This window comes from Shinella sp. H4-D48 (genome assembly GCF_022637395.1).
Classification (GTDB): domain Bacteria; phylum Pseudomonadota; class Alphaproteobacteria; order Rhizobiales; family Rhizobiaceae; genus Shinella; species Shinella sedimenti.
This window is the reverse complement of sequence record NZ_CP093337.1, coordinates 3168352-3181720: the sequence shown is the minus strand read 5'-3', so window position 1 is coordinate 3181720 and position 13369 is coordinate 3168352. Positions and strand designations below refer to the sequence as shown.

Genomic DNA, 13369 nt, shown 5'->3' with positions numbered 1-13369 from the left:
GGTTGGTTTCTCCTTGGATGCCGGTTACGCGCTCAGGCCGCCGAACAAAGTCGGCATGTCGAGCGGACGGAAACCGTAGTGGCTGAGCCAGCGAACATCGGCGTTGAAGAAGTCGCGCAGGTCGGGCATGCCGTATTTCAGCATGGCGATGCGGTCGAGGCCCATGCCCCAGGCAAAGCCCTGGTATTCGTCCGGGTCGAGACCGCCGGCGCGCAGCACGTTCGGGTGAACCATGCCGCAGCCGAGGATTTCCATCCAGTCGGTGCCTTCGCCGAACTTGACGATCGGGCCCGAAGAGCGGTCGCACTGGATATCGACCTCGAATGATGGCTCGGTGAAGGGGAAGAACGACGGGCGGAAGCGCATGGTGACGCTGTCCACCTCGAAGAAGGCCTTGCAGAACTCTTCCAGCACCCAGCGCATGTTGGCGACATTCGCCTTCCTGTCGACCACCAGGCCTTCGACCTGGTGGAACATCGGCGAATGGGTCGCGTCACTGTCCTGGCGGTAGGTCTTGCCGGGGATGATGATGCGGATCGGCGGCTTTTGCGCTTCCATCGTGCGTATCTGCACGGGCGAGGTGTGCGTGCGCAGCACCTTGCGATCGCCGTTCTCGTCCGCCGGGAAGAAGAACGTGTCATGCATCTCGCGGGCCGGGTGGCCCTCGGGGAAGTTCAGCGCCGTGAAATTGTAGTAGTCGGTCTCGACATCGGGGCCCTCGGCAATCGAGAAGCCCATGTCGCCGAAGATAGCGGTGATCTCGTCGACGATCTGGCTGATCGGATGGATGCGGCCGCGCTCGGCGGGCGACGAGCGGACCGGCAGGCTGACATCGACGGTCTCGGCCTTGAGGCGTGCGTCGATGGCTGCGTCACGCAGCGCTGTCTTGCGCTCGTTGATCGCGTCGGTCACACGCGTTTTCAACGCGTTGATGGCCGCGCCGCGCGTCTGGCGCTCTTCCGGCGACATGGTGCCGAGCGTCTTCAGGAGTTCGGAGACGGAGCCTTTCTTGCCAAGTGCGGCCACGCGCACGGCTTCGATAGCCCCTTCGTCGGAGGCGGCTGCGACATCGGCCAGAAGCCCGGATTCCAGTGTTTCGAGTTCAGTCATCTTTACCTGCTTTGCTTGCATCGGCCGCGCGAGGGGCCAGGAGAACCTCGGACAGATAGCCGGTTGCGGCGAGGAAGCGCCGCAGATCACTACCCATGTGAACGCGCCCGATCAATCGGGTCGGCGACAAAAACTTGGCCAGGAACCGCATCATCGTCGCAAGCGCCGCCTCGGTTTCAGGCGGTGCGGTGGCGCGCCACGCGGCATAGGCCTGCCGGGCCGTCGCTTCGCCCAGACGGGCGCGATCCGTCAGCTGGAGAAACAACAGCCACAGGTCACGGGCCTGGGCATCGGCAAGCGGCATTGCGGCCTCCGGCTCTTCCTCGAAATCCATGAAGCCGATGCCATCGCCCGCCACGAAGAAATCGCGGGGGTGGGGCCGGCCGTGGCACAGGCCCTTGGCGTGCAGTGCGCCGAGATCGGCGGCGCATCGCACGAGCAGCGCATCGTGGGCGGCGGGGTCGGTGTCGCGCAAGGCATCCAGGCGCGCCGTCACGGTCGGCGCGACGTCGGACAGCACCAGCGCATTGCCGGAGGCGTAAAGCACCTGCGGCACCGGTACGCCGTGAGCGGCGAAAGTCTCGATGCGGCGGATCTCACGGGCGATCATGCCCTTGCTGTCGAGCGCGGGGGAGGGGCGCAGGAAGGGCAGGCGGAACAGGTTCGCCAAGCTCGTCTGTGCCTTCGTCCAGATGGGCGGCCGTTCCGTGCCGTAACGCTTGATCCAGACGGCGCCGAACGACAGGTCGACGCGCTCTACCCGGCGTGTCTCGCGGGTCAGCGCGGCAAGCAGCACCTCGATGTCCCCATCGGTCATATGGGGGATATTGCCGAGCGCGGTATGCCTGCCATCCATGGTTAGAATCCTGCGGTCCAAAGAAAAACCCGCACCGGTTCCCCGGCGCGGGTTTCACAACGAATGAAAGTGGTTGTGAGCGCCGGTTAGTTTACGGCGGCCTCAAACTCGTTCTTCGTGCCGGCGTCCTTGAGGTATTCCAGAGCCTTCTTGGAGGCAGCGACGAGCGCGCCGAAAGCTTCGGTCTCATGGATCGCCATGTCGGACAGGACCTTGCGGTCAACTTCGATGCCAGCCTTGTTCAGGCCGTCGATGAAGCGGCCATAGGTCAGGCCATGCTCGCGGACGGCAGCGTTGATGCGCTGGATCCAGAGAGCGCGGAAGTTGCGCTTGTTGACCTTGCGGTCGCGGTAGGCGAACTGCTTCGAACGATCAACCGCAGCCTTGGCGGCGCGGATGGTGTTCTTGCGGCGGCCGTAGAAACCCTTGGCGGCCTTCAGCGTCTTCTTGTGCTTGGCGTGCGAGGTGACGCCGCGTTTTACACGTGCCATGTCATGATCTCCTTAACGTATCAAATTGCTCGAGAAGTCTCAGAGACCGTTCGGCAGGTAGTTCTTGATGACCTTCTTGCCATCGGCTTCGGCCAGCACCATGGTGCCGCGCGCGTCGCGAATGAACTTGTTGGTACGCTTGATCATGCCGTGGCGCTTGCCGGCTGCGGCGGCCAGGACCTTGCCCGATGCGGTGATCTTGAACCGCTTCTTGGCAGACGATTTCGTCTTCATCTTGGGCATTTTGCTACTCCATTCTTCTTGAATTCGAGCCGCGTGACGATGCACGGCTCCAGCGTAAAGAACGGCCACGGCATGCCCTGCCGGACCGTTCGGACGGCGGCTTGTAACCGATGTCCTTTAAAAGCGCAACCGGAATCCGCTCATGCTGCGGGTCCGGCGGCGCAGAAATGGAAAAGCCGCCCCGGAGGGCGGCTTTGATCCGTTCAGCGCGGCGCGCCGAGGAAGGGGCTCACCGCGGGGCGAGCACCATCATCATCTGGCGTCCCTCGAGCTTCGGCTCGGCTTCGACCTTTGCGATCGTCAGCGTGTCTTCCTTGACCTGCTGGAGAAGCTTCATGCCAAGTTCCTGGTGGGCCATTTCACGGCCGCGGAACTTGAGCGTCACCTTCACCTTGTCGCCTTCTTCGAAGAAGCGGTTCATCGCCTTCATCTTCACGTCATAGTCGTGCGTGTCGATGTTCGGGCGCATCTTGATTTCTTTGATCTCGACGATCTTCTGCTTCTTGCGCGCTTCGGCAGCCTTCTTCTGGTTGGCGTATTTCAGCTTGCCGAGGTCAAGGATCTTGCAGACGGGCGGTTCGGAGTTCGGCGCGATCTCCACGAGATCGAGGCCGGCCTCTTCAGCCATACGGAGCGCCTGATCGGTGGGGACGGTGCCGTGGTTCTGGCCTTCGGCATCGATGAGCTGGACGCGGGGAACCCGAATTTCCCTGTTGGAACGCGGCCCGTCCTTGACGGGGGCTTCCGCTTTGAATGGTCTGCGAATGGTCGTGTTCTCCTCGAACTGTTTCGAAAGGGTATGAATCTGCGCGTCGACCAGGACATTTGCCCGCCTGCCGGCGTTTTCTCGGCAATGTGTTGATCGCGCTTATGAAGTCAATAGCACGGCGCGTGGAAAAAATCACCACCTGTCCTTGCGCTTGCGAATCTGGTCTAGGTCTGGCGCAAGGGCCGGTTTCGGGGGTGGTTTTTCGCAGCCGGGGCGCAAGAACGGGAGATAGGCATGACGGGCACGAACGACAATGGGCAGGCGGCGGAATTCATCACGGTCGGCACCGGTGAAGCGGAACGACACATCGCCATAGCCCTCCAGTCGCCCGCTGCGGGCAACGGCCTCGCGCACTTCGTCTGGCTCGGCGGCTACCGGTCGGACATGTCCGGCACCAAGGCTGTCGAGCTCGCCGGCCTTGCCGCCCGCCTCGGCACCGGCTGCCTGCGCTTCGACTATTCCGGCCACGGCGCATCCGGCGGCGCCTTCGTCGACGGCACGATTTCGCGCTGGCTGGAGGAATCGCTGGCGGCCATAAGGCACGCGGCCGGCGCCATCGGTGCCCGGCGCATCGTTCTCGTCGGCTCGTCGATGGGCGGCTGGATCGCGCTGCGCGCCGTCGCCGAGCTTGCCCGGCAGAGTGACATCGAGATCACCGGCCTCGTGCTGATCGCGCCGGCGCCGGATTTCACCTCGGAACTGATAGAGCCGAACCTGACAGACACCGAGCGGACGGCGCTGGCAGAGCGCGGCCAGTTCGAGGAGCCGACACCCTATGGCCCCGATCCGAACATCTACACGCTCAAGCTTATAGAGGACGGCAGGAAGAACCGCGTTCTGACGGGCGCCATCGAGACCGGCTGCCCGGTCCATATCCTGCAGGGCATGGCGGACCCTGATGTGCCCTATTCCCATGCCGTACGCCTGATGGAGCATCTGTCCGGCGATGATGTCGTCCTGACGATGATACGTGATGGCGACCACCGCCTGTCGCGGCCGCAGGATATCGCCAAGATCCTGGAGGCTGCCGAAACGCTGGCACGCGGGCAATAGCCGCCGGCGTGTCGCGCCGGTCACATCTTAACCATATTCCAGCATCGCCAATTCTGATGATTGACGAGAGGGCCGACTGACCGTTAACTCTTTATTAACGATAAGGGGACGGTTCATGGCACGAATGATTGGTGCAAAGGCTGGGACTGCGGCGTTTCTGGCGCTTCTCGTTTCTTCTTCCTCGGCCTTTACGGCGCCGGCATCGGCGCTCTCCATGAAGACAGGCGGCGTAACCTCCCAGCCGATCGGCCATTACGAATTCTGTCAGAGCCACAAATCCGAATGCCGCGCCGGCGCGCGTAACCAGGCGCCCGCCAAGGCCACGGAGTTCGGTTGGGCGACGGTCCGCCAGATCAATGCCCGCGTCAACCGCGACATCACGCCGATGACGGACAAGGAACTCTACGGCAAGGACGAGTTCTGGACCTATCCCGGCGACGCCGGTGACTGCGAGGACTTCGTGCTCCTCAAGCGCCGCATGCTCATGGAAAAGGGTTTCGCGGCGGGGGACCTGCTGATCACCGTGGTGCGCAAGCCCGATGGCGAGGGGCATGCCGTTCTGACCCTGCGCACCACGCAGGGCGATTTCATCCTCGACAATCTCAACAACGACGTGAAGCTCTGGACCGAGACGTCCTACCGCTATCTGAAGCGTCAGGCCTCGTTCCACGCCGGCCGCTGGGTCTCCATCGAAAATGGCGACGCCGTCATGGTCTCGTCGGTCGGCCAATAAGACCGTTCGTTTCAAAGTATCCCGAAAAGAAAAAACCCGCCGTTCAGGCGGGGTTTTTCGTATTGCGGTGACGGCCCGATATCAGGCGGCGGGCTGCTTGGTCTTGCGCAGGTAGGGCAGCACCGTGTCGAAGGAGCCGAAGCGCGCGATGGCATCCTCGTTCGAGACAGCCGCGGTGATAATTACATCGTCGCCCTGCTGCCAGTTGGCCGGGGTGGCGACCTGGTGCTTGCTGGTGAGCTGGATCGAATCGATGGCGCGCAGGATTTCGGGGAAGTTGCGGCCCGTCGTCATCGGGTAGGTGAGGATCAGCTTGATCTTCTTGTCGGGACCGATGACGAAGACCGAGCGGACCGTGGCGTTGTCGGCGGGCGTGCGGCCTTCCGAGCTCTCGCCGGCAGCAGCGGGCAGCATGTCGTAGAGCTTGGCGACGGCCAGATCCTTGTCGCCGATCAGCGGATAATCCACGTCAAAGCCGGTGGCGGTGCGGATATCGGCCTTCCACTTGGCATGGCTTTCGACCGGATCGACGGAGATGCCGATGATCTTGACGCCGCGCTTGCGGAATTCGCCCTCGATGCCGGCCATTGCACCCAGTTCGGTGGTGCAGACGGGCGTGAAATTCTTCGGGTGCGAGAAGAGAACCGCCCAGCCGTCGCCGATCCACTCATGGAAATTGATGGTGCCGGCAGTGGTTTCGGCGGTGAAGTCCGGAGCGATATCGTTGATGCGAAGGCTCATGTCTCGTCCTCTTTGTCTTGCGGGATCGCAGGCGCAGGCCCGCGAAAGTGTAACCGTGGCGGTAGATAGACCGAAAAATCGCGATTGCCTATAGCGGTATCACGTCATTCTGGCCGTGCCGGGGGCCGGAACTTTTCGTCATTTCAAGTGGTTGGAAGAAGGCTTTCGGCGAGACACGGCCGACGCGCCAAACCTTTCCACCAGGCTAGCCTTCGGTGGAAAGGCGATTTTATTTTGCCTTTTGGATCAGATGGCGCTCAGGCGTCAAATTCGGCCCGGCCGCTCGTCAGGTCGATGACGAGGCGACTCGTTTCCTCGGCCTGTTCGGCCGGGACACGGAAGAGAAGCGTTGCGCCGCTCTCATGAAACACTTCATCGTCCATCAGGACCCCCGGCAGGGCGGCAAGCCGGGCCTTGACGAGCGCAAGATCGGAGAAGCCGAGCGAGACGGCAAGGGCAGCGCGTTCGACATATTCCGTCTTGGCAGCCGCGCGCAGGCAGAGCGCCGCCGTGCCGCCATAGGCGCGGATGAGGCCGCCGCTGCCGAGAAGGATGCCGCCGAACCAGCGCGTCACCACGACCAGCGTCCTGTCCAGCGCCTGTCCGTCGATGGCCTGCAGGATCGGTTTTCCGGCCGTGCCGCTCGGTTCGCCGTCGTCGCTGAAGCGGTAGGCCTGGCCGATGCGCCAGGCCCAGCAATTGTGGTTGGCGGAGGGATCGGAAACCTCGGCCAGCCGCGCCTTCGCTTCCGCCTCGGTGTCGACCGGGCAGGCAATGGCGAGGAACCGGCTCTTGCGGATGTCCTGCTCGAAGCGTTCGGTCTGGTCCAGAGTGTACAAACGGTGGTTTCCGGTGGCGTTCGCCGTCTCGTAACGCTTGGCGGCATGCGGCATCAAGGGCTGAATAGATTACAAATTTTATGGACTATTGACAGCCGCCACGTTTTTGCCATGATGATGACCGGATCTTAACCAGAACGGAAGCGATGGCATGATGTATCTCGGTGGCGTGACGCTCGGCTACTTCAACCTCTATCCGGTCGGCTTTCAGCCGAAGACCGAGGATGCGCGGTATGCCGCCAATCCCGGCGAGAAAGACGCTGCCGATGGAATGCAGGAGCCCCTGCCGCTCGAAGGCAGCCGCCTTTCCTCGTCCCGTCGTCCGGTGCATTGGCCGACCCACGTCTTCTTCTGAGAGCCATCTTCAGGGAAGCGACGGGCAGGTTCCCGGTTTTGCGGGCAGCGCACCGCCGCTCATGAGGGCAGCCAGCTGCGGGCGGTCGCCATCGGCGGTGGGTTGGATATTGAGCGGCTCGCTGGCCGGCCACCAATCTCCCGCCGCCCAATAGGTCCAGCCGGTCCATACGGCGTTTTCGCGATGGACCAGCGCGGTCATACGGGCGAGACCGTCAAGGCAGGCCGGCTCGGCCGATCCGCCGAATTCTCCCAGAAAGCCGCGCTTGCCGTTGCGCTTCAGCCAGTCGGTGAAGCGCTCCAGCGCCTTCACGGCATCGTCGGCGCGCTCGCAGGTGCTCGCCTTGCCGGAGAAATCGCCATCCAGATATTGGTGGACCTCGTAAGCGTTGTTGTCGGCCGGGTCCTGGATGCCGAGCATGACCGTGCCGTTGGCGCCGCCGTCCCGTTCCTCTTCCCAGCTGTGCGCGCCACTCCAGATCGTGCCGGGCACCAGCACGAGGTTGGTCGCGCCGGTTTCGCGGATCGCGGCGATGGCTGCGTTCGCGGAAGCCAGCCATTGAGTTGCCGGCACGTCGTGCGGCTCGTTCATCAGCCCGAACTGGACGCCCGCATCCTGCTTGTAGTCTACCGCGAGTCGGCTCCAGAAATCGGCGAAGGCGCTATCAGGCACGGCGGCCGAGCCGATCTGCTGGTCACCGTAATAGGCATAGTTGTGCGGGTCGAGGATAACGGTCATGCCGGCCTTGCGCAGGGCCTTCACCGTATCGGACAGGCGCTTGCGCTCCGCCTTGTCGAAGTTTCGGTTGAGCCGCGGCTGAAGGCGTTCCCATTTGAACGGCAGGCGCGCGGCATTGAAGCCCTTGTCCGCGAAATAGGTGATCGTCTCGTCCGACGGATAGGCGTAGTCCTTGCCGTAGGTGCCGCGCCCCTGGCCGAATTCCGCGCCCGCGAGGTTGACGCCCGAAAGGCAGGCCGCGTTCGCCTGAAGGGGAATTGCAATTGCCGTCATAGCAGCCACCAACCGAAGAACCGGCGTTGTACCGGATGGGGATCGCATGCCTTTTCTCCGTGCCATTCGTCGCGGGGATAACACTCCGATGGCCTTAAGGCGACGTTAAGGCGCGCGGCGTGCCGGCAAACAGGATTAAGAGATTGCAACCGCCGGTCCGCCCGGTTAGAGGCGGAAGCCTCCACGCCTCGTCCGTTGCCGACAACAGGTTGCCTTATGTCCGTTTCCCCGCCCTCAGCACCATTCTCCTCCGGCAAACGCCATCCGCTGCGGGTGCTGCTTTCGCTCGTCAGCGAGGAGAAGGGCCGCGTCGTCAGGGCGGTTGCCGCGTCGGTCATCAACAAGATCTTCGACGTGATGCCGGAAATCCTCATCGGCATCGCGCTGGACGTTGTGGTGCGCGGCAAGGATTCCTTCGTGGCGCAGGTCGGCATCACCGATCCCGTACATCAGCTGACGCTGCTCGGCATTGCCACCTTCCTGATCTGGTTCGGGGAATCGCTCTTCGAATATTTTTACCAGATCCTGTGGCGCGGCCTGGCGCAGGACGTGCAGCATCGCCTGCGTATCCTATGCTACGACCATGCCCAGCATCTGCCCACGAGCTTCTATGAGGAGAACCGGTCGGGCGATCTGGTGGCCGTCTTGAACGACGATATCAACCAGCTCGAGCGCTTCCTCGACCGTGGCGCCAACGAGCTGATCCAGACCTTTGCCGCTGTCGTCCTCGTCGGCGCGGTGTTCTTCATCATCAGCCCGCTGATCGCCGTCGTCGCGTTCACCCCGGTTCCGGCAATCATTGCCGGGGCCTTCTGGTTCCAGCGCCGCGCGCAGGCGCGTTACGATGCGGTGCGCGCGCGCGCCGGCGGTCTTGGCGCGCGGCTCACCACCAACCTGCAAGGTCTCCAGACCATTCGCGCCTTCGGTGCCGAGGCCCGCGAGACCGCGGCCTTGAGCAAAGAAAGCCGGGCTTATGTCGACGCCAACCGGGCGGCGATCCGCGTCTCCTCCGCCTTCATCCCGATCATCCGCATGGCGATCCTCTCGGGTTTCCTCGCCACCTTCCTCATCGGCGGCTGGCTGACGCTGACCGGCCAGATGCAGGTGGGCGCCTATGGCCTCCTCGTCTTCCTCACCCAGCGCCTGCTCTGGCCGATGACCCATCTCGCCGAAATCGCCGATCTCTACGAGCGCGCCATGGCCTCGACGCGCCGCATCCTGCGCCTGCTCGATGAACCGCGCGGCGAGCCCCACGGCGCGCACGACGCTTCGGTTTCCGGCCGCTTTGAACTGGAAGGCGTCGGCTTCCGCTATGCGACGAGCCCGGGCGGCGTCACCGATATCAATCTTGCGATCCGGGCGGGCGAAACGGTCGCGCTGGTCGGGCCGACTGGCAGCGGAAAGTCGACACTCATCAAGCTGCTCGGCCTGTTCATCCGCCCGCAGAAGGGCGCGATCCGCCTCGATGGCGTGCCGCTTGCGGACTGGTCGGGCGAGCGCCTGCGCAGGAGCATGGCCTGGGTGCCGCAGGAGGTGACGTTGTTCTCCGGCTCCATCGCCGACAACATCGCCTATGGTAAGCCGTCAGCGAGCCGCGAGGAGGTCGAGGCAGCCGCCCGGCTTGCCGAGGCCGACGGCTTCATCCGTGCGCTGCCGGACGGCTATGAAAGCCAGATCGGCGAATATGGCCAGAAGCTCTCTGGCGGCCAGCGCCAGCGCATCGCGCTTGCCCGCGCATTGCTGATCGATCCCGCCATTCTGATCCTCGACGAGGCCACGAGCGCGGTCGACAACGAGACCGAGGCGGCGATCCAGCGCTCGCTCGCCAAGATGAAGGGCAAGCGCACCGTCATTCTCGTGGCGCACCGGCTGAGCACGGTGGTCCATGCCGACGCCATCCATGTGATGGACGACGGCCGCATCATCCAGTCCGGCCCGCACGACCGGCTCGTCGAATGCCCCGGGCTTTACCGCACGCTCTGGAACATCCAGACAGGGCACGCCGAGATGAACGAGACGGCCTGATAATCCCCACCCCGCTGCGGCGACCTTCGCTCCGCTTGCGGGGGAGACGGAGCCGGCAGGCGGATGAGGGGCAACCGTCCCTTCAGTGCGCCTCGTCCCAGTTATGGGCCGCGCGCGCATCCACCTTCAGCGGCACCTTCATGGAAAGCGCCGGCATCGAGGCGTTCTCCATGACGTCGACGACGACGGGGATCGTCTTTTCGACTTCGCCGTCCTCGACTTCGAAGATCAGTTCGTCGTGTACCTGCAGCAGCATGCGGGCCGAAAGGCCGGCGGCGGCGAGCGCAGGTTCCATCTTCACCATGGCGCGGCGGATGATGTCGGCGGCCGAACCCTGGATGGGCGCGTTGATCGCGGCGCGCTCGTTGAAGGCGCGCACCGATGGATTGGACGACTTGATTTCGGGATAGTGCGCGCGGCGGCCGAAGATCGTCTCGACATAGCCGTGCTCGCGCGCAAAGGCTTTCGTGCTGTCCATGTAGTCCTTGATGCCCGGAAAGCGCTCGAAATACTTCTTGATGTACTCGCCGGCTTCCGAGCGCTCGATGGAGAGCTGGTTGGCAAGCCCGAAGGCCGAAATGCCGTAGATGATACCGAAGTTGATCGCCTTGGCGCGCCGGCGCACTTCGCCCGGCATGCCCTCGACCGGCACGCCGAACATTTCCGACGCCGTCATCGCATGAATGTCGATGCCATCGGCGAAGGCCTGCTTCAGCTGCGGAATTTCCGCGACATGGGCGAGCACGCGCAGCTCGATCTGGCTGTAGTCGGCCGAGACCAGCTTGTTGCCCGGCGTCGAGACGAAGGCCGTGCGAATCTTGCGGCCTTCCGCCGTGCGAACCGGAATGTTCTGCAGGTTCGGCTCGGAGGAGGAGAGGCGGCCGGTCGTCGTGGCGGCGAGTGCATAGGACGTGTGCACCCGCTTGGTTTCGGGATGCACGAACCCAGGCAGCGCGTCGGTATAGGTGGATTTCAGTTTGGTGAGCTGGCGCCAGTCGACAATCTTGCGCGGCAACGGAAGGCCCTGCGCAGCGAGGTCTTCAAGCACCTGCGCGGAGGTGGACCACTGGCCGGTCTTGGTCTTGGAGGCGCCTGGCAAGCCCATCTTGCCGAACAGGATGTCGCCGAGCTGCTTGGGCGAGCCGATATTGAAACGTTCGCCGGCCAGCTCGTAGATTTCCTCTTCGAAACGGGCGGCGCCCTGGGCCAGTTCGCCGGAAAGGCGAGACAGGACCTGCCTGTCGACGGTGATGCCGCGCTCTTCCATGCGCGCGAGAACCGGCACCAGCGGACGTTCCAGCCGTTCGTAGACGGTCGTCATTCGGTTTGCTGCCAGACGCGGCTTCAGCACGTGCCACAGGCGCAGCGTCACGTCGGCATCCTCTGCCGCATAGGCGGTGGCGCGGGCAATGTCGACCATGTCGAAGGTCTGCGCACCCTTGCCCGACCCGGCGACGTCCTTGTAGGCGATCGGCTTGTGGCCGAGCCAGCGTTCCGAAAGCGTGTCCATGCCGTGCGTGCCGGCGCCCGCATCGAGCGCATAGGACATCAGCATCGTGTCGTCGAAACTCTGCATGGTGATGCCGTGCCGGCGCATGACGAGGTAGTCGTATTTGAGGTTCTGCGCGACCTTCAGGACCGACGGATCCTCCAGCAGCACCTTCAGCCGTTCGAGCGCCGCCCGGATGGGGATCTGCCCCTCGGCGAGCCCTCCGCCGAGCAGGTCGCCAACACCGGTCTTGTGATTGAGCGGCACGTAGCAGGCGCGGATGGCCGCGCCGGTCGGATCCTTCGCATTATCGGCGATGGCCAGCGAGAAACCGCAGAGCTCTGCCTGCATCGCGTCGAGCGAAGTGGTCTCCGTGTCGAAGCCGACAAGACCGGTTTCCCGCGCGGCGGAAATCCAGCGGTCGAGGGCGTCGAGATCGCGCACAGTCTCGTAAGACGCATGATCGATCGGCGCGGCGGAGAAGCGCTCGGCACGGCCGCGGGCGAGAGCGGAAGGCGTGTTGGCATCCCCACCGGCAGTGGGCAGCAGCGTTGCGGCCGCTTCGGCGGCCGTCTCTTCGCCGTCAAGCTGAAGTGCCGGGCCGGCGACGTCACCCTTGTCGAGATCGGGCCCATGGGCTTCCGCACCCCATTCGACCGGCACGTTGGCTGCGTCGATGGCGCCCGCATCGCAATCGCAGGCTTCGGCGACGCGACGGGTGAGCGTGGTGAACTCCATGGCCTTCAGGAAAGCGATCAGGCGCGGGCCGTCCTGCGGGTGGAGGATGAGTTCGTCGAGCGTCGTGTCGAGCGGTGTGTCCGTCCTGAGTGTTACGAGCTGGCGCGAGAGAAGGACGAGTTCGCGGTTCGCAATGATATTCTCGCGGCGCTTGACCTGCTTGATCTCTTCCGCGCGGGCCAGCAATGTATCGAGGTCGCCGTATTCTTCCAGCAGCTGGGCCGCGGTCTTCGGGCCGATGCCGGGCACGCCTGGCACGTTGTCGGTCGAATCGCCCGTGAGCGACTGGAGGTCGATCATCTTCTCCGGCGGTACGCCCCATTTCTCGATGACCTCGGGAATGGAGATCTGCTTGTCCTTCATGCCGTCATACATCGAGACGTTCTGCGTCACGAGCTGCATGAGGTCCTTGTCGGACGAGACGATGGTCACGTCGGCTCCGTCAGCCTCGGCAAGCCGGGCATAGGTCGCGATCAGATCGTCGGCCTCGTAGCCTTCCTTCTCGATGCAGGGCAGGTTGAAGGCGCGGGTCGCATGGCGGATGAGGCCGAACTGCGGAATGAGGTCTTCCGGCGGCGCGGTGCGGTTTGCCTTGTATTGGTCATAAAGTTCGTTGCGGAAGGTCTTTGACGAATAGTCGAAGATCACGGCGAAATGGGTCGGCGTCACGCCTACATCTGTATTCCGCGCATCCTTCAGCAGCTTCCACAGCATGTTGCAGAAACCCGAGACGGCATTGACCGGCAGCCCGTCCGATTTGCGGTTGAGCGGCGGGATGGCGTGGAAGGCGCGGAAAATGAAGCCGGAGCCGTCGACGAGGAAGAGATGATCACCTTTTTTCATGGGGTGAATGGATAGCGCGGGCGGCTTTCCGCGTCCATCTTTCATTGCGCCTGGAAGGGCCTTTCACAGGGCT

At 63.6% G+C, this 13369-nt stretch carries 13 protein-coding genes; 4 read left to right on the top strand and 9 right to left on the bottom strand.

Going from position 1 to position 13369, the window contains the following annotated elements; all coding sequences use genetic code 11:
- Nucleotides 1-24: 24 nt before the first annotated feature.
- From pheS to infC, 5 genes are all read right to left on the bottom strand, one after another.
- A complete protein-coding gene (pheS, locus tag MNR02_RS15655) occupies nucleotides 25-1110 on the bottom strand; it encodes a phenylalanine--tRNA ligase subunit alpha (RefSeq protein WP_241947435.1) in 1086 nt (361 codons plus the stop codon).
- Complete coding sequence (locus MNR02_RS15650) at nucleotides 1103-1966, bottom strand: lipopolysaccharide kinase InaA family protein (protein ID WP_241947434.1); 864 nt, start codon at nucleotides 1964-1966, stop codon at nucleotides 1103-1105. Before MNR02_RS15650 ends, pheS begins: the two co-directional genes overlap by 8 nt.
- 86 nt (nucleotides 1967-2052) lie before the next feature.
- Nucleotides 2053-2457 (bottom strand): 50S ribosomal protein L20, encoded by a 405-nt coding sequence (gene rplT / locus MNR02_RS15645; protein ID WP_069060325.1) that lies wholly within the window; start codon nucleotides 2455-2457, stop codon nucleotides 2053-2055.
- A 39-nt stretch (nucleotides 2458-2496) separates the two neighbouring features.
- On the bottom strand, nucleotides 2497-2700 hold the full coding sequence (gene rpmI / locus MNR02_RS15640; protein ID WP_134647921.1) for a 50S ribosomal protein L35: 204 nt from the start codon (nucleotides 2698-2700) through the stop codon (nucleotides 2497-2499).
- A gap of 229 nt (nucleotides 2701-2929) precedes the next feature.
- The gene (gene infC, locus MNR02_RS15635) at nucleotides 2930-3466 is read right to left on the bottom strand and encodes a translation initiation factor IF-3 (RefSeq protein ID WP_241600696.1); all 537 of its coding nucleotides are present in this window, start codon (nucleotides 3464-3466) and stop codon (nucleotides 2930-2932) included.
- A gap of 237 nt (nucleotides 3467-3703) precedes the next feature.
- Here infC and MNR02_RS15630 point away from each other — a divergent pair, with 237 nt between their 5' ends.
- Both MNR02_RS15630 and MNR02_RS15625 read left to right on the top strand, forming a co-directional pair.
- Nucleotides 3704-4522, top strand: coding sequence for a carboxylesterase (locus tag MNR02_RS15630; protein WP_241599955.1), 819 nt, complete (start codon nucleotides 3704-3706; stop codon nucleotides 4520-4522).
- A 115-nt stretch (nucleotides 4523-4637) separates the two neighbouring features.
- Nucleotides 4638-5255 (top strand): transglutaminase-like cysteine peptidase, encoded by a 618-nt coding sequence (locus tag MNR02_RS15625; protein ID WP_241947433.1) that lies wholly within the window; start codon nucleotides 4638-4640, stop codon nucleotides 5253-5255.
- An 81-nt stretch (nucleotides 5256-5336) separates the two neighbouring features.
- On the opposite strand, the gene MNR02_RS15620 is transcribed toward MNR02_RS15625, so the two are convergent.
- Together MNR02_RS15620 and MNR02_RS15615 are read right to left on the bottom strand one after the other, a co-directional pair.
- A complete protein-coding gene (locus MNR02_RS15620) occupies nucleotides 5337-5996 on the bottom strand; it encodes a peroxiredoxin (RefSeq protein WP_160870173.1) in 660 nt (219 codons plus the stop codon).
- 257 nt (nucleotides 5997-6253) lie between these two features.
- Entirely contained in the window at nucleotides 6254-6835 is a 582-nt protein-coding gene (locus MNR02_RS15615) for a YigZ family protein (RefSeq protein WP_241947432.1), read from the bottom strand.
- A 151-nt stretch (nucleotides 6836-6986) separates the two neighbouring features.
- Between MNR02_RS15615 and MNR02_RS15610 the strand changes: the two genes are divergently transcribed.
- On the top strand, nucleotides 6987-7190 hold the full coding sequence (locus MNR02_RS15610) for a hypothetical protein (RefSeq protein WP_241947431.1): 204 nt from the start codon (nucleotides 6987-6989) through the stop codon (nucleotides 7188-7190).
- 9 nt (nucleotides 7191-7199) lie between these two features.
- Here MNR02_RS15610 and MNR02_RS15605 read toward each other — a convergent pair whose 3' ends face one another.
- The gene (locus tag MNR02_RS15605; protein ID WP_241599964.1) at nucleotides 7200-8201 is read right to left on the bottom strand and encodes a glycoside hydrolase family 5 protein; all 1002 of its coding nucleotides are present in this window, start codon (nucleotides 8199-8201) and stop codon (nucleotides 7200-7202) included.
- Between the two features lie 216 nt (nucleotides 8202-8417).
- On the opposite strand from MNR02_RS15605, the gene MNR02_RS15600 reads away from it, so the two are divergent.
- Nucleotides 8418-10226: an ABC transporter ATP-binding protein gene (locus tag MNR02_RS15600; protein ID WP_241947430.1), complete on the top strand. Its 1809-nt coding sequence runs from the start codon at nucleotides 8418-8420 to the stop codon at nucleotides 10224-10226.
- Nucleotides 10227-10308: 82 nt separating this feature from the next.
- Here the strand turns inward: MNR02_RS15600 and polA are convergent, their stop codons facing one another.
- The gene (gene polA / locus MNR02_RS15595; RefSeq protein ID WP_241599969.1) at nucleotides 10309-13296 is read right to left on the bottom strand and encodes a DNA polymerase I; all 2988 of its coding nucleotides are present in this window, start codon (nucleotides 13294-13296) and stop codon (nucleotides 10309-10311) included.
- Nucleotides 13297-13369 lie beyond the last annotated feature (73 nt).